Origin of the sequence: Nostoc sp., assembly GCF_036919895.1 — a bacterium.
In the GTDB taxonomy this organism is placed as follows: domain Bacteria; phylum Cyanobacteriota; class Cyanobacteriia; order Cyanobacteriales; family Nostocaceae; genus Nostoc.
On the sequence record NZ_JBALBW010000100.1, the window covers coordinates 1 to 21,961 of the forward strand.

General features: G+C 42.1%; 24 protein-coding genes. 15 read left to right on the forward strand and 9 right to left on the reverse strand.

The annotated features are described in order from the left end of the window. Positions 1–189 (forward strand): hypothetical protein (locus V7K55_RS20365; protein WP_334834437.1); only part of this gene is annotated, 189 nt, incomplete at its 5' end. Positions 190–520: 331 nt separating this feature from the next. Here the strand turns inward: V7K55_RS20365 and V7K55_RS20370 are convergent. Continuing rightward, entirely contained in the window at positions 521–1,801 is a 1,281-nt protein-coding gene (locus tag V7K55_RS20370; protein WP_334834438.1) for a CheR family methyltransferase, read from the reverse strand. A gap of 21 nt (positions 1,802–1,822) precedes the next feature. Continuing rightward, positions 1,823–2,302 (reverse strand): chemotaxis protein CheW, encoded by a 480-nt coding sequence (locus V7K55_RS20375; RefSeq protein ID WP_334834439.1) that lies wholly within the window; start codon positions 2,300–2,302, stop codon positions 1,823–1,825. 142 nt (positions 2,303–2,444) lie between these two features. Here V7K55_RS20375 and V7K55_RS20380 point away from each other — a divergent pair, with 142 nt between their 5' ends. Then, the gene (locus V7K55_RS20380; protein WP_334834474.1) at positions 2,445–3,221 is read left to right on the forward strand and encodes an Rpn family recombination-promoting nuclease/putative transposase; all 777 of its coding nucleotides are present in this window, start codon (positions 2,445–2,447) and stop codon (positions 3,219–3,221) included. A 144-nt stretch (positions 3,222–3,365) separates the two neighbouring features. Here V7K55_RS20380 and asnS read toward each other — a convergent pair whose 3' ends face one another. Continuing rightward, the gene (gene asnS, locus V7K55_RS20385) at positions 3,366–4,757 is read right to left on the reverse strand and encodes an asparagine--tRNA ligase (RefSeq protein ID WP_334834440.1); all 1,392 of its coding nucleotides are present in this window, start codon (positions 4,755–4,757) and stop codon (positions 3,366–3,368) included. A gap of 2 nt (positions 4,758–4,759) precedes the next feature. Continuing rightward, complete coding sequence (locus V7K55_RS20390; protein WP_334834441.1) at positions 4,760–5,122, reverse strand: hypothetical protein; 363 nt, start codon at positions 5,120–5,122, stop codon at positions 4,760–4,762. Positions 5,123–5,166: 44 nt separating this feature from the next. Here V7K55_RS20390 and V7K55_RS20395 point away from each other — a divergent pair, with 44 nt between their 5' ends. Continuing rightward, positions 5,167–5,445: a DUF6439 family protein gene (locus V7K55_RS20395; protein ID WP_094328229.1), complete on the forward strand. Its 279-nt coding sequence runs from the start codon at positions 5,167–5,169 to the stop codon at positions 5,443–5,445. A gap of 50 nt (positions 5,446–5,495) precedes the next feature. On the opposite strand, the gene V7K55_RS20400 is transcribed toward V7K55_RS20395, so the two are convergent. Next, the gene (locus V7K55_RS20400; RefSeq protein ID WP_334834442.1) at positions 5,496–5,948 is read right to left on the reverse strand and encodes an ATP-binding protein; all 453 of its coding nucleotides are present in this window, start codon (positions 5,946–5,948) and stop codon (positions 5,496–5,498) included. Positions 5,949–6,338: 390 nt separating this feature from the next. Continuing rightward, on the reverse strand, positions 6,339–7,745 hold the full coding sequence (rlmD, locus tag V7K55_RS20405) for a 23S rRNA (uracil(1939)-C(5))-methyltransferase RlmD (RefSeq protein WP_334834443.1): 1,407 nt from the start codon (positions 7,743–7,745) through the stop codon (positions 6,339–6,341). Positions 7,746–7,893: 148 nt separating this feature from the next. Between rlmD and V7K55_RS20410 the strand changes: the two genes are divergently transcribed. The 8 genes from V7K55_RS20410 to V7K55_RS20445 all read left to right on the forward strand — a co-directional run bounded on the left by V7K55_RS20410 (position 7,894) and on the right by V7K55_RS20445 (position 15,713). After that, complete coding sequence (locus tag V7K55_RS20410; RefSeq protein WP_094348587.1) at positions 7,894–8,379, forward strand: allophycocyanin subunit alpha-B; 486 nt, start codon at positions 7,894–7,896, stop codon at positions 8,377–8,379. 1,066 nt (positions 8,380–9,445) lie between these two features. Next, positions 9,446–9,763, forward strand: a complete 318-nt coding sequence (locus tag V7K55_RS20415) for a hypothetical protein (RefSeq protein ID WP_334834444.1) — start codon at positions 9,446–9,448, stop codon at positions 9,761–9,763. Further along, positions 9,750–10,151 carry a type II toxin-antitoxin system death-on-curing family toxin gene (locus V7K55_RS20420; protein ID WP_334834446.1) on the forward strand — a complete coding sequence of 134 codons (402 nt, stop codon included), beginning with the start codon at positions 9,750–9,752 and terminating at the stop codon, positions 10,149–10,151. Before V7K55_RS20415 ends, V7K55_RS20420 begins: the two co-directional genes overlap by 14 nt. 33 nt (positions 10,152–10,184) lie before the next feature. Beyond that, positions 10,185–12,551 carry a phosphoribosylformylglycinamidine synthase subunit PurL gene (gene purL, locus V7K55_RS20425; protein ID WP_334834447.1) on the forward strand — a complete coding sequence of 789 codons (2,367 nt, stop codon included), beginning with the start codon at positions 10,185–10,187 and terminating at the stop codon, positions 12,549–12,551. A 173-nt stretch (positions 12,552–12,724) separates the two neighbouring features. Next, positions 12,725–14,224, forward strand: a complete 1,500-nt coding sequence (gene purF / locus V7K55_RS20430) for an amidophosphoribosyltransferase (RefSeq protein ID WP_334834448.1) — start codon at positions 12,725–12,727, stop codon at positions 14,222–14,224. Positions 14,225–14,369: 145 nt separating this feature from the next. After that, the gene (locus V7K55_RS20435) at positions 14,370–14,936 is read left to right on the forward strand and encodes a Uma2 family endonuclease (RefSeq protein WP_334834449.1); all 567 of its coding nucleotides are present in this window, start codon (positions 14,370–14,372) and stop codon (positions 14,934–14,936) included. Between the two features lie 82 nt (positions 14,937–15,018). Continuing rightward, positions 15,019–15,300: a type II toxin-antitoxin system Phd/YefM family antitoxin gene (locus V7K55_RS20440; protein ID WP_334834450.1), complete on the forward strand. Its 282-nt coding sequence runs from the start codon at positions 15,019–15,021 to the stop codon at positions 15,298–15,300. Beyond that, the gene (locus V7K55_RS20445) at positions 15,297–15,713 is read left to right on the forward strand and encodes a type II toxin-antitoxin system VapC family toxin (RefSeq protein WP_334834452.1); all 417 of its coding nucleotides are present in this window, start codon (positions 15,297–15,299) and stop codon (positions 15,711–15,713) included. The genes V7K55_RS20440 and V7K55_RS20445 overlap by 4 nt, the downstream gene beginning before the upstream one ends. 139 nt (positions 15,714–15,852) lie before the next feature. On the opposite strand, the gene V7K55_RS20450 is transcribed toward V7K55_RS20445, so the two are convergent. The 3 genes from V7K55_RS20450 to V7K55_RS20460 all read right to left on the reverse strand — a co-directional run bounded on the left by V7K55_RS20450 (position 15,853) and on the right by V7K55_RS20460 (position 17,830). Continuing rightward, positions 15,853–16,134 (reverse strand): hypothetical protein, encoded by a 282-nt coding sequence (locus V7K55_RS20450; protein ID WP_334834453.1) that lies wholly within the window; start codon positions 16,132–16,134, stop codon positions 15,853–15,855. Between the two features lie 50 nt (positions 16,135–16,184). Next, positions 16,185–17,231, reverse strand: a complete 1,047-nt coding sequence (locus V7K55_RS20455) for an ABC transporter permease (protein ID WP_334834454.1) — start codon at positions 17,229–17,231, stop codon at positions 16,185–16,187. Positions 17,232–17,311: 80 nt separating this feature from the next. Further along, complete coding sequence (locus V7K55_RS20460) at positions 17,312–17,830, reverse strand: adenine phosphoribosyltransferase (protein WP_334834456.1); 519 nt, start codon at positions 17,828–17,830, stop codon at positions 17,312–17,314. A gap of 436 nt (positions 17,831–18,266) precedes the next feature. On the opposite strand from V7K55_RS20460, the gene V7K55_RS20465 reads away from it, so the two are divergent. The 4 genes from V7K55_RS20465 (at position 18,267) to gmk (ending at position 21,912) form a co-directional block, all read left to right on the forward strand. Next, positions 18,267–18,893, forward strand: a complete 627-nt coding sequence (locus V7K55_RS20465) for a DUF3038 domain-containing protein (protein WP_094328218.1) — start codon at positions 18,267–18,269, stop codon at positions 18,891–18,893. Continuing rightward, positions 18,890–20,323, forward strand: coding sequence for a DUF4335 domain-containing protein (locus tag V7K55_RS20470; RefSeq protein ID WP_334834457.1), 1,434 nt, complete (start codon positions 18,890–18,892; stop codon positions 20,321–20,323). Before V7K55_RS20465 ends, V7K55_RS20470 begins: the two co-directional genes overlap by 4 nt. 561 nt (positions 20,324–20,884) lie before the next feature. Continuing rightward, the gene (gene remA / locus V7K55_RS20475) at positions 20,885–21,151 is read left to right on the forward strand and encodes an extracellular matrix/biofilm regulator RemA (protein ID WP_012410221.1); all 267 of its coding nucleotides are present in this window, start codon (positions 20,885–20,887) and stop codon (positions 21,149–21,151) included. 164 nt (positions 21,152–21,315) lie between these two features. After that, positions 21,316–21,912 carry a guanylate kinase gene (gene gmk, locus V7K55_RS20480; RefSeq protein ID WP_334834458.1) on the forward strand — a complete coding sequence of 199 codons (597 nt, stop codon included), beginning with the start codon at positions 21,316–21,318 and terminating at the stop codon, positions 21,910–21,912. Positions 21,913–21,961: the final 49 nt, after the last annotated feature.

The following is a 21,961-nucleotide window of genomic DNA, read 5'->3' on the forward strand; positions in this document are numbered from 1 at the left end:
GAACGGAGTTCAAAGGTGGATGAACGGAGTTCAAAGGTGGATGAACGGAGTTCAAAGGTGGATGAACGGAGTTCAAAGGTGGATGAACGGAGTTCTGAAGTGGATGAACGGAGTTCAAAGGTGGATAAACGAGGATTTAATTCTACTTGTTCTCTCTGTCTCCCTCAGAGGATGTTTCAAAAGTTGTAAAGCATACCATAAACCCCAAACCCCGCTTTGATTGGTGTACACACAAGTTGAATTACCCCCCTTAACGTTCCCTTATAAAGGGGGGAAACAGGAAATCCAGTTCCCTCCCCTTTATAAGGGAACGTTAAAATCTGCGTAAGACTGAGGCTCTAGGCAAAACAGCAAATCCGGTTCCCTCCCCTTTATAAGGGGAGGGTTAGGGTGGGGTAAAATCTGTGTTGTTCAGCTATTTTCCTACTTGTATCTACACCGTAGCCTTTATAAGGGGAGGGTTAGCGTGCGGTAAAACCAGTGAAATTCTTGCATTAGCACTACCTCCGACTCGATCTCCTCAGAACTGCTTATCCTTCGTTAATCGGTGAATTCGTTGCCAGAGAAGATTAGCATTATCCACATCTCCTTGATGTTCTTTGAGTAATGCCAGATGAGTCAGCGCTTCTTCGTGAGTAGGTTGTAAATAAATTGCTTTTTGAAAAGATTGTGCCGCCCGCTCATTTTCTGACATTGCTTGCTGCACCTGACCTAGTAAAAGATATCCTTCAGTACTCACCTGATTTTGGTTGAGATAGTCGTTGCATAATTTAACCGCTTCATTCAACCGACCTCGATCGGCTAAAGCTCTAGCTGTTTCTAACAAATTTACCTTGAGGTCTTGTGGCGATATGGGTTTCTGGGAAGCAACATTTAACCTCTCTTGTGCGGCAAACTTGGAATGGTTTTTTTTCGGTAGCTGTCGCCTGTTGAGAACATCTATATTTTTGCTGGTATGAAGCCTTGTCTCTGAAGATTGATGATGATTTTTGCGAATATTTTCGCCCGCTTTAGACTTTCGATGAACAACTGCTGAATGTTGACGAACTGAGACAAGTTGAGTTTTAAACAATAACCAAGCTTCAGCGTGTCCAACAAATAGTAAGCCTTCTGTCCTGAGCAACCTTTCTAGAATTTGAATGGTGCGCTCTTTTGTTGTCAGATCGAAGTAAATCAACAGGTTACGGCAAAAGACTACATCATAAAGCGGCGTGTCAGCGAGAAAAGCCGGATCTGCTAAGTTGTCATTAATAAAATTCACCATACATCTCACTTGTTCGCACAGGTGGTATCCAGCTTCAGTAGGCTGAAAATAGCTCTCTTGAAAGGATCGGCTATTACTGCGAAACGAGTATTGATTGTAGATTGCTCGTTGGGCTTTTAGTAGGCATTTTTTGCTAATATCAACAGCATCGATGTGAATATTTGTAGGGTTTAATCCTGCTTCCAAAAGAGCGATCGCAATAGAATATGGTTCTTCACCCGTTGCACACGGTACACTCAAAACCCGCAATACACCCTGTGGATTTTTTGGCAACCACTCAGATAATACGTAATGCTTCAGAAATGCAAAGGACTCTGGTTCTCGAAAAAACCAAGTTTCTGGAACAATTACAGTGTCAATCAGTGCTTCCCATTCCTGGATAGATACCTGTAACTTCCCCAGATAGTGAGCAATATCCGTTATCCCGCAATCTGCCATGCGTTGATAAATTGCACTTGCGATCGCCTCAGCACCAATAGAGTTTGCATCTAAACCAATCTTGCTTTTTAGTAAAGCTTCAATTACAGATTGTGCCATTTATTGAGTCTTCAGACCAATTTAAAATCCAGTATTGTAAAGACTTTCTGGCAAGAGATTGACTTGCTGTGCTTCTGACAACAAATACTCAATGCGAAGACATTGAATCATCCCTTGGTCGTCTACAATCATGTTGCCCAAATATGGCGCTGTATCTATCTGAATATTAGAATCAACAAACTCGACTTCAGACTTGTGGAATGTTTCTACAACTTGTTCTGTAATCAAACCCAAAATATAGGGAGCCTTAAGTTCGGTATTATTCCCCCAATAATTGACTAGGACAATCCTAGTACTCAGGTACTCAGAGGAGGGTTTGTCACGCATCAATCGGCGTAAATCGATGACTGGTACAATGCGTCCCCGATAGTTAAAAACACCAGCGATATACTCAGGCTGGTGAGGCAAAGTTTTAAGCAAAACAAATGGAATTACTTCTACAACCTGTCGGCTTTCTATTGCATATCGCTCATTCCCGATGTTGAGAAGTAACATTAACATTAATTTACATATTCCGTACTAATTTTTGTATTACTTTTTTAACATAAAATCATAGCAGTAGATTTGCTTGACGCAAGGAAACCCAACAACAATAAATTTAATTTTTCTCAAAAATACTCGATACTCTTACTTTCTGGCTGCCATGTATGACAATATCTGTAAATTCATTGCCGAAAACTTCAAAGATGACTTGGCAACTTGGTTACTCGGTTCACCGATTAAATTAACAGAACTTAGCCCTACTGAATTATCATCTGAACCAATTCGCGCCGATTCATTAATTTTATTGCAATCTGATAATTTAGTTCTGCATACCGAATTTCAAACCGATCCTGATGAAGCTATCCCCTTTCGGATGTTAGATTATCGGGTTAGGGTTTATCGCCGCTTTCCTAACAAAGAAATGCGTCAAGTAGTAATCTATTTGAGAAAAACAAGTTCAGAATTAGTCAATGAAAACAGTTTTAAATTAAACAACACTTATCACCAGTTTGAGGTAATACGCCTATGGGAACAACCTACAGACAGGTTTCTGAGTGTTCCAGGCTTATTACCCTTTGCCGTGCTAAGTCAGACAAACGATCCTACAATGGTATTAACCGAGGTAGCCAAAGCAGTCGAAGCAATTAGCGATCAACAGCTACAAAGAAATATAGCTGCTGCCAGTGGCATTTTAGCAGGTCTAGTGTTAAAGAAAGACGTAATTAGGAAGATTTTCAGGAGTGAGATTATGCGCGAATCAGTCATTTATCAAGAAATCCTAGAAGAAGGTGAAGCCAAAGGCGAAGCCAAAGGTAAAGCAGAAACAACAAGAAAGTTGACTTTAAATTTGTTACGAATTGGAATGAGTTTAGAGCAAATTGCTCAAGTTACTGAATTATCTATTGAGCAAATTCAAGCTTTACAAGAGGAAATTTAAAAATCTTAATTTTAACTAATCGCTTTATAAAATACGCAGGTATACAAGCAAAACTCGCATTTGCTGGCTCCAAAGTTTTTATGAGTCCGTACAGACGGACTTTGTTTGTGTAAGCGCGATTTCTAATTGCCTGGGTTTCAAATTCTAAAAATCAGCACTTTGCGGTGTACGCGGAAAAGGAATCACATCGCGGATATTTCCCATACCCGTTATAAATTGCACGAGTCTTTCAAAACCTAGTCCGAAACCAGCATGGGGGACTGTACCATAACGACGTAAATCTAGATACCACCACAAATCTTCTGGGTTTAATCCTTGCGCTAACACGCGGCGTTCTAAAACATCTAGGCGTTCTTCGCGCTGGGAGCCGCCGACAATTTCGCCGATTTTGGGTGCGAGAATATCCATTGCGCGGACGGTTTTTTCATCGTCGTTCAAGCGCATATAAAATGCTTTGATTTGCGCTGGATAATCTGTAACGATCGCAGGCTTTTTAAATAATTCTTCAGCTAGGTAGCGTTCGTGTTCTGATTGTAAGTCTAAACCCCAACTCACAGGATATTCAAATTTAACATCAGCTTTTTCTAAAAGTTTGATGGCTTCTGTATAAGTTAACCGTTCAAACTGATTATTAATAATATTTTCGGCTGTCGCTAACACAGATTTATCAATGCGTTCATTGAAAAATTCCATATCTTCTGGGCAAGTTTCCAATACATATTTAAAAATGTGTTTGAGAAACGCTTCAGCCAAATCCATATCGCCTTCTAAGTCACAAAAAGCCATTTCTGGCTCAACCATCCAAAATTCTGCTAGGTGGCGGGAAGTATTGGAATTTTCTGCGCGGAAGGTAGGGCCAAAGGTGTAGACGTTACTAAACGCCATCGCCATCACTTCCGCTTCCAACTGGCCGCTAACTGTTAAATATGTGGGTTTAGCAAAAAAGTCTTGACTGTAATCTACTGCTTGATTTTCTGTGCGCGGAATATTCTTTAAATCTAAACTGGTAACGTTAAACAGTTCACCCGCGCCTTCGCAGTCGCTAGCGGTGATAATGGGTGTGTGTACCCACAAAAAGCCTCTTTCTTGGAAGAATTGGTGAATTGCTGTCGAACAAGCATTTCTGACACGGAAAACTGCACCAAAGGAATTAGTACGCGATCGCAAATGTCCAATGGTTCGCAGAAACTCAAAGGAATGGCGTTTCTTTTGCAGGGGATATGTATCGGGATCGGCTTCGCCGTAAACTTTCACTGTCTCGGCTTTCAACTCAATCCGTTGCCCTTTACCCAGAGAAGCCACTAATACCCCTGCTACCTCAACAGCAGCACCTGTATTCAATTTTTTCAATATAGCTTCGTAATCTGGCAAATCCTGATTAATGACGGCTTGCAAATTAGCTAGTGATGAGCCGTCATTGACTTCAATAAAAGCAAACCCTTTGGACTCGCGTTTCGTCCGCACCCAGCCTTGTACTTGGAGAGACTCATCGGGTTGACCACTTCGCAATATTTCTGCAATCCGTCGATTTACCATATTTATCCAGCATAAGACTTTAATATCCAGCCTATGATAACGCCCATTCCACCAAAGCGGACGACTTGCCAGAAAGGTTTTTTGAGGCTACGCCAAGAAAATAACTGGCTTTCTAAGTTTAGTTCTAGCTTTTCCAACTGCTGTTGAATTTGCCGTAACTCTGCTTTGATTGCTGGTGTCTGAGATTTATTGTGCTTTAGTTTATCGCGCTGCTGTTGCCATTGTGCCTGTTGTTGGCGATCGCGTTGTACTTGATCGTAACGTTCTTTTAAGGATAAGAGCGATCGCTCTACTTCCTCTAGTTCTTGTTCAAAATCTGGTTCGGGATTTTCTGCTGATGGCTGTGATTGTTTAGGCGGCTTCATTTACAAGTAGTACAGTAGAAGTAAATGCAAATGCGCCAATAGTTATGTCCCAATCTACCCAGCTGCCGAAAACCAGTCAACTGAATGAACTTAGTACTCTGGAACTAGCTCAAGCCCTCATGGAAAGACTGAGCATTTCCCCTAACGATTGGCATCGCCTCAAGTCTAACCGGAATTCTCGCGCTAATGAACAAGTGGCAGCAGCTATTGTGTATCTTTTAAAGAATCAGCCACAAGAAGCTCAAGCTAGATTAGAACAGGCAATTGGTTGGTTAGATCGCTCCATTTCTGCCCCTCCTTGTCCAACTCACGGAAAAAGTTAAAAGTTCGGAGTTAGGAGTTAAAAGTTTTAAACTATCAACTCCTGACTCTCCTATCGCCGCAGAGATAGTCCTCGGCGGTTTTCCATTTGTTTACAAAGTCTCAATTCCGTGCCTTTACGGTTCCACTCCACTTGGTCAAAAATATGATGGAGAAGACATAAACCACGACCACTTTCTGATTCATCTGGTGGTAAATAGTCTGTTGGTTCTTCTTCATTAGTAGTAGATGAAGGTGTAAAGCCGCTACCCTGGTCTGATATTATCCACCAATATTGATTATCTATTAAGGAAAAACGGACTACAACTGTTTTACTTGGATCGAGATTATTACCATGTTTAGCCGCATTTACTAGGGCTTCTTGAAGTCCTAGCCGGAGTTCTGCTTGTAATTTAGCTGGAATTTCTGCCAACAGTAAATCTAATATGGGACAAAGGTAGAGGGTTGAGGCAAAACTAATAGTGCCCCAATAACGTGCCACTGGACGGAGTGAAATTGTAATCACAAGAGAAACCCCATAGCTTTCAGTTAGCTAGACATCAGTTTGCTACTACAGGCACCCTGATAAAACTTGAGGTGGTCATGCTGCCTTCAAACTTGCGTCTTTAAAACTAAATTTTGAAAATGCTAGGGAGCATTAGCCCTATAGTATGAGTTGGGATTGTTTGGATATATAACGGCTGCAATAGTTTTGATAATGATGTTAGCAACTTAAAAAGATGCTAGTAATTTGACCGAGTATTGGGATACTCTAATTAATTGCCGATTTGTCATTTACACAATCCAATTCATATTTCTAAGAATCTATGCAACTTGAATTTATTTAAACAAAAGGAATTTTTATTTTCAGCTTAATTCAATTTTAGCATCTTTAGTATGCACTAGACTAAAAATTTCAAATTTCAGTTTTTGCAAAGGAATTATCATCCTTGAGAAATTGTGATAGCACAAGAAAGGCGGCAACTTCAACATGAGCGGTTTGAGGAAAAAAATCAGCAGGTTGTACCCGTGTGATAGTATATTGCCCATCTTGACAAAGCAATTTCAGGTCGCGGGCGAGGGTAGCTACTTTACAACTGACGTAAACTATCCGAGATGGTTTCAATTGCCGTAAAGTGTCGATGACGGCGCGATCGCACCCCTTACGTGGCGGATCGAGTATTACTACTTCTGGTATTGTGCCCATTTTGGGAAGCAATTTCTCTACTGCCCCGACTTGGAATGTCACATTATCAATTCCGTTGCGGTGGGCATTCAAAATAGCTTGTTCCACTGCTGCTGGTTGCACTTCTAATCCTGTAGCAATCCGTACTTTTTTGGCGAGGGGTAAAGTTAAAGTCCCAATACCACAGTAGGCATCAACTAGCAACTCATGCCCTTGAAGATTGAGTTCTGATTGAATTATCTGCAATAGAGCCTCTGCTGTTTCTGTATACACTTGGAAAAATGTATCTGGGCGTACTTGAAATTCCAGTCCAGCAAAGTTTTCACGCAGGTGTGGGACTCCAGCGATGCAACGGGTTTCTGATCCGAATATAGCATTTGTGCGATCGCCATTGCGATTGAGGGACACTCCCACTAACTGCGGATAACGCTTTAACCATTCCTGGGCTTGGGTTTCAATTCCTGATAAATTCCAGTCTTTCACCACCAAAGTCAACAACATTTCTCCAGTGTGTCGGCCAATGCGTAAACCAAGATGGCGAATCTGTCCCTGATGGCGTTGTTCGTCATAGATTCGCCAACCCCTTTGTTGAATATCCTGCTTAACTTCGCTAAGTAAGGGATTTAATCGCGCATCTTGGACTGGACATTGATTTAAGTTAATTAATTGGTGACTACCTTTTTGGTAGTAACCAGCTTGTACCTGTCCTGTTGCCGATGTACCCAAAGGATATGTAGATTTATTACGATAACCTAAAGCTGAAGGGGCGGCGAGTACCGGATCTACCGGTGGTTGGACAAAACCGCCAATGCGTTCTAAAGCTTGGATAACTTGATTTTGCTTGGCTACTAACTGGTAGTTATAATTAATATGCTGCCACTGGCAGCCACCGCACTTATCCGCCACAATACAATTGGGTCGTATCCGGTGGGAGGATGGCTCTAATAGCTGCTGGAGCTTCCCGTGGGCGTATTTTGGTTTAACATGAACCAAGCGGATAATGGCGCGATCGCCTGGTACAGTATCTGGGACAAACACAACACGTTCATCAGCGCGTCCCACACCATCGCCTGTATCACTCAGATTAGCGATCGTCACTTCAATTAATTCGCCCTGTTGCCAAATTATTTTACTCATTAGTTATTAATCAAGAGTCAAAAGTCAAGAGTCAAGAGTCAAAAGTTATTAATTTTTCTTCTACTCCCTTATCTCCATCATCTCTCTTCACTTGTGTACCTCAGACTCGCTAAACTAACAGATAATATTTCAGGTGATTTCAATCATCATGACTGTAATTAGCCAAGTTATTCTCAAAGCCGACGACGAACTGCGTTATCCCAGCAGTGGCGAACTTAAAAATATCAAAGACTTTTTGCAAACCGGCGTACAACGGACGAGGATTGCGGCTACCTTAGCCGAAAACGAAAAAAAGATAGTTCAGGAAGCAACCAAACAACTTTGGCAGAAGCGTCCTGACTTTATTTCCCCTGGAGGTAATGCTTACGGAGAACGCCAGCGCTCTCTGTGTATTCGTGATTTTGGTTGGTACTTACGTCTAATTACTTATGGTGTACTTGCCGGCGACAAAGAGCCAATTGAAAAAATTGGTTTGATTGGTGTGCGGGAAATGTACAACTCATTGGGCGTTCCCGTGCCTGGAATGGTAGAAGCGATCAATTCTCTCAAAACAGCCTCCCTTAGCTTACTGAGTGCGGAAGATGCTGCTGAAGCAGCACCTTACTTTGATTACATCATTCAAGCGATGTCTTAATACAAAGTATGTGCTGGTTCTAAGAGTATGCTTCCGGTCTAGTAGAGTGAGTGCCAAATACTAGCGCTCAACACACATAAGATACCGAATTTGATCGTACCCTCCCCACATTTGGTAGTGGCTGTGGCAAAATCTCTGTCAAGTTACCAACCAGTTGTGGGGAAATTTATTTAAGTATATTTGTGGGGACTTTCTCAAAGGGTGAAGGACATACGGACATAAAAAACCGACAGTCCTTGATTAAGGCTGTCGGCAATTAAGTGTGTTCCCTATTAATGACTCGGCTAGAGTTCAGTTATCATTAATTATGCCTAGTTAGCGATCGCTGGGAGACGATCCTAATCATAGATATGTGTGATTCTCGTCACTCGATTGTTACAACAAAACTGCATGTACCCGAATAATCTCTGAGTTTAAGTAGATACTTGCAATATCTGACGCTATAAATAGAACTTACTTACTTAGTCAAGTTATCTTTAAGCATCGTGTGTCAATATATAGGAAAGTAGAAGCGCGTAGCTTGCCGCCGTAGGCATCGCATTTTGCAACATAAAGTTAGTTAGCATCCCAAAATACTTTTAACGCCATTCACCAACACAGTTACTAATTCAAGCGATCCGGTGGTTGCAGTAATTGTATTAAACATTCGCTACTGCTACTGATATCGCTTCTATACTAGCTCCTGCTATAAGCATTGTTATTACTGTACTTGCAATAGAAACAATCCCAGTAGCAGCTATACCCGAACCAACTGAAATTCCGCCAACTATAAAAATAATAATACTTCATTCTAATGGATTAGGGCTGTGACAAGCTTGAATAAAGAGGATTATAGGAAAATTCGTTTTGCTTACTAAAATATTGCATTTAGTTAATATTTATTTTATAAATAAGTCTTTATTTATTAAAATGATGAAATTACTCAAATAATTATCAACTTCAGCTTTGGCTAGGAAATTACGTATTTTTGCAGTTGCCTTCATTGAGTAAATCACAATAGCACGATAAGCTAGAGTTATCACCAGAACTGATTTACAACGTCTTGCAACAAACCTAGCTTGAGGTAATGATGGCAACAGAACAAAAGCACAGCACTTATTTATCAGAAGCTGAAAGCCGTTTGCGTCAACTTTCTCTTGAAAAGTTGCGGTTAGCAGTTGCGTTTCTGGCTTATTTGCAAGAAATAGAAGAAAACGAAGTTACTGAAAAAGTATTATTAAATATTCCTGATTTTGCCCAATCTTTCCGCGAAATTGAACAAAATGAAGAGAAATTAGAAAATACTACTTCCCATCAAATTGCCTCAGATGAAGAAGTATTGGAAACTTACTTAGCAGTTGAAAAAAAATGGGAAGAGGTTTTTCGCCGCCTTGCAGACTCCTAAATTTCTGACTATTTCTCAAGTCTTAGATATTCACCAACGCCAAATTCAAAGATTTGGTGGAACATCAGGTGTAAGAGACGAAGGTTTGCTAGATTCAGCACTGGCACAACCTCAAGCCACCTTTGGCGGTGAACTTCTCCATTCAACAATTCACGAGCAAGCAGCAGCGTACCTGTACCATGTAGCAATGAACCATCCGTTTATTGATGGCAACAAGCGCACTGCATTTGCGGTTATGGATACCTTCATAACCTTAAACCACTACAGTTTGAACTTATCGCCAGAGCAAGCTTACAACTTGGTGATTCAAGTAGTTCAGAAAGAAATATACAAAAAAGAGTTATCTGTATTTCTAGAACTACACCTAATAAGGCAACTAAATCGGTAGAATAATCCTCTGTACAATTGGTGCATTATTTCCATGACCGCCACATATCCTACTCCCTTTTCCCCTCAAGAAATCGCTGCTGAAGGTTTGAAGCCAGAAGAATACGCAGAAATTGTCCGTCGATTAGGGCGTGAACCCAACAAAGCTGAACTAGGAATGTTTGGGGTAATGTGGTCAGAGCATTGCTGTTACAAAAATTCTCGACCTCTACTCAAACAATTTCCTACTGAGGGGCCTCGCATCCTTGTGGGGCCTGGTGAAAATGCTGGTGTTGTAGATTTGGGTGATGGACTCCAACTAGCTTTTAAGATTGAATCGCACAACCACCCATCAGCTGTAGAACCATTTCAAGGTGCAGCAACGGGAGTAGGAGGCATTCTCAGAGATATTTTTACAATGGGTGCGCGTCCCATTGCTCTATTAAATTCTCTACGCTTCGGTTCCCTAGAAGATGCCAAAACTCAAAGGCTGTTCCAAGGTGTAGTGGCGGGGATTTCACATTATGGTAATTGCGTTGGAGTACCAACAGTAGGCGGCGAAGTTTACTTTGATCCAGCTTATTCTGGTAATCCCCTAGTGAATGTCATGGCACTAGGATTAATGGAAACGTCAGAAATCGTTAAATCTGGGGCATCTGGCTTAGGAAATCCCGTGCTGTATGTTGGTTCCACCACTGGGCGCGACGGTATGGGAGGCGCAAGTTTTGCCAGTGCAGAATTGAGCGATCGCTCAATAGACAATCGCCCCGCCGTGCAAGTGGGCGATCCATTTTTGGAAAAATCTTTAATTGAAGCTTGTCTGGAGGCGTTTAAGACGGGTGCTGTTGTCGCCGCCCAAGATATGGGAGCAGCCGGTATCACCTGTTCTACCTCAGAAATGGCGGCAAAAGGCGGTGTGGGAATTGAACTAGATTTAGACAAGATTCCTGCAAGAGAAACAGGGATGGTTCCTTATGAATATCTCCTTTCGGAATCTCAAGAACGAATGCTGTTCGTTGCCCACAAGGGGCGCGAGCAAGAATTAATCGATATTTTCCACCGTTGGGGACTTCAAGCCGTTGTCGCTGGTACTGTCATCGCTGAACCCATTGTGCGAATTCTTTTTCAGGGTGGAATAGCAGCAGAAATTCCCGCCGAGGCTTTGGCAGAGAATACCCCACTATATAATCGGGAGTTGTTGGCAGAACCGCCAGAATATGCCCGTCAAGCTTGGGAATGGACTCCTGATTCCTTGCCTTCTTGCACAATTTCTGGAATAGAACTTCAAGGAAGCGTGCAGAGTTGGAATGATATTCTGTTAACTTTGCTCGATACACCCACGATCGCATCTAAAAACTGGGTATATCGTCAGTATGACCATCAAGTACAGAATAATACAGTCATACTACCAGGTGGTGCAGATGCGGCTGTTATCCGGTTGCGCCCCCTTGAAGAAATCCCCAATCTAAAATCTAAAATCCCAAATCTAAAATCAGGGGTGGCGGCAACGGTAGATTGCAATCCTCGTTATGTTTATCTTGACCCCTACGAAGGAGCTAAGGCAGTGGTGGCAGAAGCTGCACGTAATCTTAGCTGTGTGGGTGCAGAACCTCTGGCGGTGACGGATAACTTAAATTTTGGTTCTCCAGAAAAACCGATTGGTTATTGGCAATTGGCAGAAGCTTGTCGTGGTTTGGCAGAAGGTTGTCGGGAATTGGCAACACCAGTCACAGGCGGAAATGTCTCTTTATACAATGAAACTCTCGATTCTCAAGGCATTCCACAACCTATTTATCCGACTCCTGTAGTAGGGATGGTGGGTTTGATTCCCGATATCACCAAAATTTGTGGACAAGGTTGGCAAGCATCAGGCGATGTGATTTATCTTCTCGGATTGCCTCTGGCATCCAAAATCAGTTTGGGAGCATCTGAGTATTTAGCCGCTATCCACGAGACTGTTGCTGGAAAACCGCCACGGGTAGATTTTGACTTGGAACGTCGCGTCCAAAAAGTTTGTCGGGAAGGAATTCGTAATGGTTGGATACGTTCAGCCCATGATTCTGCCGAGGGGGGAGTTGCGATCGCACTTGCCGAATGTTGCATTGCTGGCAACCTTGGTGCCCAAATCAATTTAGAAATAGCACCAACGCAGAACCGTGTCGATGAGGTGCTGTTTGCCGAAGGTGGTGCCAGAATTTTAGTTTCTGTAACATCGGTACAGCAAGCAATTTGGGAATCATACTTACAGGAACATCTCGGTCAACAGTGGCAACTACTAGGTACAGTTGGCAATTTTGAGACGGGTTTGGGGGTTTTCACCACTGATAATCAGGTCTTAATCAAAGTTAATATCGAAGATATGAACGATCGCTATTTCCATGCGATCGCCAGACGGATCGCTACCAACACTGCTGTTTCTTAGTCTTGAGTATTTCTTCACTCAGAAATTAGCACTAATCATTCAGAACTATTAGCGTCTCTGGGCATAATTACGGTACTGTTTTAATAGATGGTTAAAGATTTATTAAGAAATCAATAATCTATCTATAGATATAATCCCAGTGACTTGACCCCCCCACCAGGAGCAAAGCTAGCATGACCCCTATTCATTCTGTCACTTCGGATGAATACCCCGACCCCACCAACAACCCAATTAATAGTCATGACAATCAGCCTGACAAGCCCGAAGAAGCTTGTGGTGTTTTTGGCATCTACGCACCAGGAGAAAACGTTGCTAAACTGACCTACTTTGGATTGTACGCCCTCCAGCATCGGGGTCAAGAATCAGCTGGGATTGCCACTTTTGAAGGTACAAAAGTCCATCTTCACAAAGATATGGGCTTGGTGTCTCAAGTCTTCAATGAATCTGTTTTGGATCAATTACCTGGTAGCCTTGCTGTTGGTCACACTCGTTATTCCACCACAGGTTCTAGCCGCAAAGTTAATGCCCAACCCGCAGTTCTGGAAACTCGCTTAGGTTCATTAGCGCTTGCACACAATGGTAATTTAGTCAATACAGTGCAACTACGTCAAGAGTTGCTTGAGAAAAAATACAACTTAGTTACCACAACAGACTCAGAAATGATTGCTTTTGCGATCGCAGAAGCAATCAACGCTGGCGCAGATTGGCTAGAAGGTTCAATTCAGGCATTTCATCGTTGCCAAGGAGCCTTTAGTTTAGTTATTGGCACTCCTGACGGGGTTATGGGTGTCCGTGACACCAATGGTATTCGTCCCCTGGTAATTGGGACTTTAGCGGGTAATCCAGTTCGTTACGTTTTGGCATCCGAGACTTGTGGTTTAGACATCATTGGAGCCGAATACCTGCGAGATGTAGAACCAGGTGAATTAGTTTGGATTACTGAAGAAGGTTTGGCTTCCTATCGCTGGAGTCAGCAGTCTGAGCGGAAATTGTGTATCTTTGAGATGATTTACTTTGCCCGTCCTGATAGCATTATGCACAACGAGAGTTTGTACAGCTATCGGATGCGGTTAGGACATCAACTAGCTAAAGAATCTTGTGTCGATGCCGATATAGTCTTTGGTGTTCCTGATTCTGGTATTCCTGCTGCGATCGGATTTTCCCAAGCTTCTGGTGTAGCCTACGCTGAAGGACTGATTAAAAATCGTTATGTTGGACGAACCTTTATTCAGCCAACCCAAACCATGCGCGAGTCAGGTATCCGCATGAAACTTAACCCACTTAAAGATGTGCTGGCGGGTAAACGAGTAATTATTGTTGATGACTCCATTGTTCGCGGTACTACCAGCCGTAAACTAGTTAAAACCTTACGTGAAGCGGGTGCAGTGGAAGTACACATGCGAATCTCTTCCCCGCCAGTAACTCATCCTTGCTTCTATGGTATCGATACCGATTCTCAGGATCAGTTGATTGCTGCTACCAAGACAGTAGCGGAAATTGCCAAGCAACTGGAAGTAGACAGTCTCGCTTATCTGAGTTGGGAAGGAATGTTAGAAGCAACACGAGAAGACACCAATAGTTTCTGCTCTGCCTGCTTTACTGGAGATTATCCCGTAGCGATTCCTGAACCAGTGAAGCGTTCTAAGTTGAGTTTAGAAAAAGTAGTGGTGTAGGAATTGGGGGAATGGGGAGATGAGGGAGATGAGGAAGATCAGGGAGCAGGGGGAAAAGAATTAATAACCAATGCCCCATGCCCCATGCCCCATGCCCCATGCCCACTCAAGATAAAATAGGTAAATCCCCTAATAAAGATGGTTTATGAACCAGCCGATATCTGAGAGAGTGCGCTGGACTACCGCCGATTTAGAGTTGTTTCCAGATAACGGGAACCGCTATGAAATTATTGACGGAGAATTGTTTGTGACCAGAGCGCCTCACTGGAATCATCAAAAAACTTGTGTCAGAATTACTACTTCCTTGGATATCTGGTCACAGACTACTGGTTTGGGAGAAGTTGTGACTGCTCCAGGCATAATTTTTGGGGATAATGATAATGTAATTCCTGATGTTGTCTGGGCTAGCAATGAGAGGTTGCCCTTGCTTTTAGACGAGGCGGGGCATTTAACTGGTGCGCCAGAACTGGTAATAGAGGTACTGTCTGCTGGTATTGAAAACGAAAAGCGGGACAGGGAATTTAAACTAAAGCTTTACTCAGCAAGAGGTGTGAGGGAATATTGGATTGTGGATTGGCGCAACCAACAGATGGAAGTTTATCGACGGGAACAAGCGAGTTTAAAGTTAGTTGCTACCTTGTTCAATGGCGATGAGTTGAACTCACCCATATTACCTGATTTTAATTGTGCGATCGCATCCTTATTTACCTAACATGAGTTTGCAGAATTACTGTAATTTCTAATTATTCACAATTCTTAATAAAAAGATAGTGATAGACACAGGTGAAAATGCAATGTCTCAGCAGTATTCAATAGAGCAAGTTCCTAAGAATCTGGATAAAATTTTTCAGGAAATTGAACAAGGCGAATCGATACAAATTACGCAACAGGGGCAGCAAGTAGCTGTGATTCTATCTGCGGCTGAATATCAGCGTCTGTTGCATGGAAAGCCAGCTTTTTGGGAATCTGTGGAGCAATTTCGTCAAGAGATTATGGAAGAAGGAATCGAAATTGATCCTGATGAGGTTTGGAAAGATGTACGCGACAAGTCTCCTGGACGAGAGATAATATTGTGAGTCGCTTTTTACTCGATACTAACGTCATCTCTGAGCCATTAAGACCACAACCGAATGCAGCAGTTATCCAAAGGTTGCAACAGTATCAAGGGGGATTTGCTATTGCTTCCGTTACTTGGCATGAATTGCTATTTGGTTGCTATCGTCTGCCCGCTTCTAAAAGGCGAGAGAGAATTGAGCAGTATCTCAAAGATATAGTCCAACCAAATATTCCTATCCTGCCCTATGAGAATATGGGAGCCGAATGGTTTGCTTTAGAAAGAGCGCGACTGGTAACTATAGGAAAAACTCCTGCGTATCTAGATGGACAGATTGCAGCGATCGCAAAAGTCAATGGTCTGATTTTGGTAACAAATAATATTTCAGACTTTATCGATTTTCAAGAACTTCAACTAGAAAATTGGTTTTGTTAGTTAAGTAGGTTACTCTTTTTCAAGATGGCAAAACTGATTTTCATTACAGAGCGATGTCTACGATAGGCTACGTCTACGCATCCTTATTTACCTAACATAAGTTTGCAGAATTGCCGTAATTCCTTACTCTTGCTAATTTTTAACTGTGCTGCAAAAACTCAACTTTGGGCAATAACGGGTCAGTTACAATACCCACACCGCTAAAACCCCAGCGTTTGAGCAAGTTTCCTAACTGTGTACGCGCAATAGATTCTACAGAAAAGCGATTTGCCACTTCTGCTGCATGGGTGTTGAGATAGCTAAGGGCATCAAAATTTTCCTGAAACAGCAATAAATAACCTGATGTTTCTGTGTCAGGACGAGCTATAAGATAATTCCCGTCAGTTTTTGAACGTACCAAGTAATAGACTTCAGACAACATGGAGATGAGGTTAAACTAATGACAAATAACAAATGACAAATGACAAACGACTAATTAAGATTTTCTAAGCGAATGCGTGGATCGGCAGCTTTTAACATCAAATCGGCAATTAAATTACCAGCAATCAGCAAGACTGCACCCATTACCAAGCTTGCCATTAACAAATATAAATCTTGAGCTTGTAAAGCCTGTAAAGTCAACCTTCCTAAACCAGGCCAGTTAAAGAAAAATTCGGCAATGAAAGCACCATTTAATAAACCAGCTAATTCAAAACCCAACAAGGTAATTAAGGGATTTATCGCATTGCGGAGAGCATGAACGTAGATCACACGATTTTCTGGTAATCCTTTGGCACGAGCCGTTTGGATATAATCTTGACGCAGAACATCCAATAATTCGCCGCGAGTGATACGTTGTAAACCAGCAAAACTAGTAATTGAGAGGGCAATCGTAGGTAAAATCATGTGCCAGGCGATATCTAAGATTCTCCCAAACCATGTTAGTTCTGAGTGATTAATGCTAGTCATACTACCCACTGGGAATAAGGGCGAGGTGATTTGGGCTAAAACCAGTAGTGCTAAGGCAGTGATGAAACTGGGAAAACCTTGCCCAGCGTAGCTAATCACCTGTAAAAGCCGGTCTGATAGCTTATTTTGGTTAACAGCAGCAAAAATCCCTAGAGGGATGGCGATCGCCCATGTTGCAATTAAAGATGCGATCGCTAATAACAAAGTCGCTGGTACTCTTTCCCACAAAAGCGATGCCACTGAACGTTGATAAATAAAGCTCGTACCAAAATCACCTTTTGTCAAGATTCGCCATAGCCATAGCCCAAATTGCTCTGGCCATGATTTATCCAGACCAAACTGCCGCTTAATTTCTTCAATTCTTTCTGGAGATATTTTCGGGTTTTGCCGCAGCGTATCTACATAATCCCCTGGAGCAAGTTGAATAATGAAAAACGACAACGCTGATGCCAAAAACAAAGTCAGTAGTGCCTGCAATACCCGCTTTGCCACATAAATAAAAGTTTCGTCCGTGACTAGCCTAATTAGCCAATCCCGACCTGTCTCCAAGGAAATTCTCGTAGATGTCATTTGTCCTTTGTCCTTTGTCCTTTGTTATTTGTTATTTGTCCTTTGCTAATGACCAATGACTAATGACCAATGACAAATAACTAATATTCGATTAAAGAGATAATCGGCACGTCCGGCAAATATTTACGCCCTTCTAAATCCCGTAGCTCGATAATAAACCCAAATCCTACTAATTCGCAGCCAATCTTCTGTACTAACTTTGCTGTTGCACTCGCAGTTCCACCAGTGGCAATCAAATCGTCTACAATCAAAACTCGGCTACCTTGCTGTAAAGCATCTTGATGCACTTCCAGGCAGTCTGTACCATACTCTAGTTCGTATTCAATTGAGTAAACTGCTGCTGGTAACTTACCTCTTTTGCGGACGGGAATAAAACCCACTCCTAATTTATAAGCCAGAGGTGAGCCAAAAATAAATCCCCTCGACTCTATACCAATTACATAATCTGGCTTTATTTCAGCTTCAGTGCATTTTTGTGTTAAAAAGTCAATAGTATAGCGTAATCCGTCTGGATCGCGCAGTAATGTAGTAATATCCCGAAATAAAATTCCGGGTTTGGGAAAATCTGGGATGTCACGAACGAGAGACTTTAAATCCATAAGAAGCGCGATGGGGAAAGGGGAATGGGGATTAGAAAAAGTTAGGAGTGGAGAGTGAGGAGTTATGAATTTAAATTCCTAGCTATCCCAGTCCCCAGTCCCCAGTCCCCAGTCCCTAATCCCTAATTTTCAGATACCTGAAAAATCGTACACTATAATGTCATACGCTGGGGTCGGGGCTGAAGCTTCACCCTTTATTGACGATCATTAGAATCTAAACCAAGCTAGAAAAGGTATTGCACTAAGAAATGAGGTGAATTTATTTATGTTTTTAAAAGTTTGATTTCAATATAGGGAAAACTGTGAGTAGAAAGAGTTAAGTAATGTATATATCAGGTAGTCATGCTACTGCTACAAGTCTAACGTTCAAGTCTTGGCTATCGATATTAAATTTGTTTTATCTAGTCTGTTGGAAGCGCACAAGGTATTTTATAGAATGAATGTCTCAGCAAGTTTAACGCCGTTCAACAGTCCAACTCAAGATTCACTGCCGACGATTCTGGACACTTTACCAGATCCTGCGATCGCTTCCAAGACGTGTCCTCGGAGAACGCGGTTGCAAATTGACCTGATTTTATTGGCAATTGAAGCTTTAGAGCTTGGTGGTTCGGAAGCAATCTTGAGTTTTGCTCAAGAGTTGGATCTAAAAGGAATTGTTAAAGACAGAGTAAATTTATGGCGGATGCGTAGCTCTAACCCGCTACGGAGAGCGCACATGCGCCGTCCCTTAACTATCATGGAAGCAAAAGCTCTAGTAGTCATTGCTTGCTACATAGCACGGCGTTTAACTGTTGTCATCCGCCAGTTATTAATGATATGTCAACAAATGGAAGAAAAGCAGATTCCATTAGAACAGAACTTGCGCCTATCTAATTACTTAGAGCGGTTTAGAGCGCATTTTAAGAGCCGGATGAATGCTCGGCGCTCAGGTGTACTAGCATTAACCTCTGATGAAAAATTAGATGAGCTGGCGATAAATTTGTTAGGACAATTACTATTTTGTACTGGTACAGCTGGAATGCAGAGGTTTTGGATTAGTCTTTTTGACGGTGAAGTGGAATGAATATTCAACGTAAGTACAGCCTGCCTAATTGTACACTACTTTTAGAAGGGTTAAGTGATGTCACTAGGGCTGCACACTTCCAGGAAATGCGCCCGGAATTATCAATATTGGTAAATGCAGAATGCTATTTATCTGGTTATAATCAGCCTCTAACGGGAGGGCGAGAATTTTTTGAAAGTTTAGTGAGGGCTGTTAGTGGCTATGCCCAAGAATTTTTAAGTAGTGTACCCAATCCCCAAGCCCACAACCAGGAATCGGAGCTAGTAGAGTTTCGGAAAGTTGACGGCAATCGACACAGGCTAATTATCCATTCCGAAGGCGCTCCAGAGGGGTTCGAGTCTCACTCTAATAATTCCAAACGTCCACCTATTGAAATAGATTTGAATACAGTACAGTTGTTTGATTTAGTGGAAGCAGTGGATCAGTTTTTTGCTGATACCCAAACTTTACCTGAACTTTCTCTAGAACTACAACCAGTTACCAGACGCTATGGCGGTGCTAGTCAAGCTTTGATTAGACAAGCTGTTCCTGCTGCTGTGGGTATGTCAAGTTTAGCAGTAGCAGCGATCGCCTTTAACTTGATTCCACCTCCCCAAATACGTCCACCACAACCTCAACCAGATAAGCAAAGTAGCTCTACAACAAACAATATCACTCCTCCAGCATCAGCGGCTGCAACGCCGATCGCGGTTGCAACACCCACAGCAACGTCCACGGCTAATGCAAAGCCGGCAGTTAAAGATTTAGAAGCACTTTTAAATACAGTTCCAGAAATTACCGATCCATCCCAACTGCGAGCATTGAATCGTCAAGTGTACAACCAAATTCATCCAGCTTGGACTAATCGCTCAGGATTGAAGGATGAATTGATTTATCGTCTGGGTGTAGCTGCGGATGGTGCGATCGTTGGTTATAAAGCGGTAAATAAAGAGGCGAATCTGGGAGTGAGTCAAACTCCTCTGCCTAATGTACTTTATAATCCAGCTACCCGCCCTCCCATTTCCAAGGAACCGATCGCCCAATTCCGAGTAGTATTTACTACAAGAGGTGTGCTAGAAGTGAGTCCTTGGCGGGGATATGCTAGAACACCAGAGGTAGTGGGTGCAAAAATTACTGACTCTAATATAGTCAAAAGTTTAAACCAAAAGCTTTATAATACAGTTCGCCAAACTTGGAGTGGTACTCACACCTTTACACGAGATTTGAAATATCGGGTGGCAGTGAATAAAGATGGTGTAATTGCCGATTATGAACCACTTAACCAAGTCGCCTTTGACTATTTCCGAGAAACACCCCTTCCGAAGATGTTCAACGATGTCTACGGCTCTAATGTAGCACCTCCTAATGATAAAGAACCTCTCGCCCACTTCCAAGTGATATTTAAGCCTAACAGCACGCTGGAAGTTACCCCTTGGAAGGGATATCAGTAATGAGGAATGGGGAATGGGGAAAAGAATTAAGTTCCTAATCCCTATTCCATCTGGATTTTAGATAAGCATTAAGCTTGGGTAACAGTTCATCAAGAATTGGCTTAAATCTGCTGACATGTCCGTTTGTCAAAAATTGCACTTTATTTAATCCGCATTCCTAAGCGTAGACTTCAGCTATGAGACTCGGAATTCATTCCAAGGCGGGATGGAAGACACAGTGCAAGATTTAAAATATATGGCTGCGGCAATACTTGTCTGTACACTGTAATCTTTTAGGAGAGAGCAGAGTCTATTGTATACAAACGAAAAGCGCTATATATTGCACCCAACTAAGAACTGCTATAAATTTACATCATCCAACTAGGTGGTATCAGTGAAATTGCGTCTATGTCTTTGGGAACATTTTCCCGAAATTTAGCTGATAAACAGCTAAAAAAAGCAGACACTATTTAAAAACGAATGCTGGCTTGAATTTAAGCGTTGTAACTCCCGTTCTTTGGCGATAACATAGAAATAAGTTTATTTCAAACTTCTCAAACCGCCTTTGGCGTGAGTTTTTTTATGGAGATCCAATTAATCAACATCGGCTTTGGTAACATTGTGTCTGCTAACCGAGTAGTTGCCATTGTCAGTCCAGAGTCTGCCCCAATTAAGCGGATTATTACTGATGCACGGGACAGAGGTCAACTGATTGATGCAACTTACGGTCGTCGGACTAGGGCCGTAATTATCACCGATTCCAGCCACGTAATTCTGTCGGCGATTCAGCCAGAAACGGTAGCGAATCGCTTTGTAATTTCCCGCGATCACCAAACTGTAGATAATTAGTAGTGGATTATTCCTACTCCTCTTTGCACCGGATCGGCAGTACTATGTGAATTAGATAAGTTTTCTGTCGCCCTTGCTACAAACTCTTTAGTTACTAGTGGACTTGGCCGGGAACACAAGACTAATGAATAATATGTATTGATGATTCACAGGTTGAGGGGATAATGCCAGTTTTACCCATCCAGAGTAATTTTACTACCGAAGAATGCTTATATTTAGGCAAGTTGATTGTTTTAACTGGCCCTAGTGGGGTTGGTAAAGGTACTTTAATGCGATCGCTCCTACAACGTCATCCAGAACTTTATTTTTCCGTATCCGCAACGACTCGTTCTCCCCGCCCAGGAGAAATCGATGGCAAAAATTATTACTTTATCAGCCGTACTAAGTTTGAACAATTAGTGGCTGAAGGTGAATTTTTAGAATGGGCAGAATTTGCTGGTAACTATTACGGCACTCCCCGCGAAGCTGTACTTAACCAAATTCAATCTGGTAAGTTGGTAGTGCTAGAAATTGAACTAGAAGGCGCAAGACAAATCCGTGCTTCCTTCCCCAGCGCCCTCAGCATTTTTATTTTACCGCCTTCTTTTGATGAATTGGAGAAACGAATACGCTCTCGTGCCCAAGACTCTGAAGAAGCGATCGCTCGTCGTCTACTCCGCGCCCAAGAAGAAATTCAAGCCGCAGATGAATTTGATATTCAAATTGTTAACGACGATTTTGAAACTGCTTTAAATAACATTGAAACGGTTTTGTTTAAATAAGTTAAGAGGTAGTTAGGAGTTAGGATTTAAGAGTTAGAAGTTATGAACT

Excerpts from the sequence above, each read along its gene's own strand:
- V7K55_RS20370 (WP_334834438.1), bottom strand. The coding sequence starts at position 1,801 with ATGGCACAATCTGTAATTGAAGCTTTACTAAAAAGCAAGATTGGTTTA.
- V7K55_RS20375 (WP_334834439.1), bottom strand. The coding sequence starts at position 2,302 with ATGTTAATGTTACTTCTCAACATCGGGAATGAGCGATATGCAATAGAA.
- V7K55_RS20380 (WP_334834474.1), top strand. The coding sequence starts at position 2,445 with ATGTATGACAATATCTGTAAATTCATTGCCGAAAACTTCAAAGATGAC.
- asnS (WP_334834440.1), bottom strand. The coding sequence starts at position 4,757 with ATGGTAAATCGACGGATTGCAGAAATATTGCGAAGTGGTCAACCCGAT.
- V7K55_RS20390 (WP_334834441.1), bottom strand. The coding sequence starts at position 5,122 with ATGAAGCCGCCTAAACAATCACAGCCATCAGCAGAAAATCCCGAACCA.
- V7K55_RS20395 (WP_094328229.1), top strand. The coding sequence starts at position 5,167 with ATGTCCCAATCTACCCAGCTGCCGAAAACCAGTCAACTGAATGAACTT.
- rlmD (WP_334834443.1), bottom strand. The coding sequence starts at position 7,745 with ATGAGTAAAATAATTTGGCAACAGGGCGAATTAATTGAAGTGACGATC.
- V7K55_RS20410 (WP_094348587.1), top strand. The coding sequence starts at position 7,894 with ATGACTGTAATTAGCCAAGTTATTCTCAAAGCCGACGACGAACTGCGT.
- V7K55_RS20415 (WP_334834444.1), top strand. The coding sequence starts at position 9,446 with ATGATGGCAACAGAACAAAAGCACAGCACTTATTTATCAGAAGCTGAA.
- purL (WP_334834447.1), top strand. The coding sequence starts at position 10,185 with ATGACCGCCACATATCCTACTCCCTTTTCCCCTCAAGAAATCGCTGCT.
- purF (WP_334834448.1), top strand. The coding sequence starts at position 12,725 with ATGACCCCTATTCATTCTGTCACTTCGGATGAATACCCCGACCCCACC.
- V7K55_RS20435 (WP_334834449.1), top strand. The coding sequence starts at position 14,370 with ATGAACCAGCCGATATCTGAGAGAGTGCGCTGGACTACCGCCGATTTA.
- V7K55_RS20440 (WP_334834450.1), top strand. The coding sequence starts at position 15,019 with ATGTCTCAGCAGTATTCAATAGAGCAAGTTCCTAAGAATCTGGATAAA.
- V7K55_RS20450 (WP_334834453.1), bottom strand. The coding sequence starts at position 16,134 with ATGTTGTCTGAAGTCTATTACTTGGTACGTTCAAAAACTGACGGGAAT.
- V7K55_RS20455 (WP_334834454.1), bottom strand. The coding sequence starts at position 17,231 with ATGACATCTACGAGAATTTCCTTGGAGACAGGTCGGGATTGGCTAATT.
- V7K55_RS20460 (WP_334834456.1), bottom strand. The coding sequence starts at position 17,830 with ATGGATTTAAAGTCTCTCGTTCGTGACATCCCAGATTTTCCCAAACCC.
- V7K55_RS20465 (WP_094328218.1), top strand. The coding sequence starts at position 18,267 with ATGAATGTCTCAGCAAGTTTAACGCCGTTCAACAGTCCAACTCAAGAT.
- V7K55_RS20470 (WP_334834457.1), top strand. The coding sequence starts at position 18,890 with ATGAATATTCAACGTAAGTACAGCCTGCCTAATTGTACACTACTTTTA.
- remA (WP_012410221.1), top strand. The coding sequence starts at position 20,885 with ATGGAGATCCAATTAATCAACATCGGCTTTGGTAACATTGTGTCTGCT.
- gmk (WP_334834458.1), top strand. The coding sequence starts at position 21,316 with ATGCCAGTTTTACCCATCCAGAGTAATTTTACTACCGAAGAATGCTTA.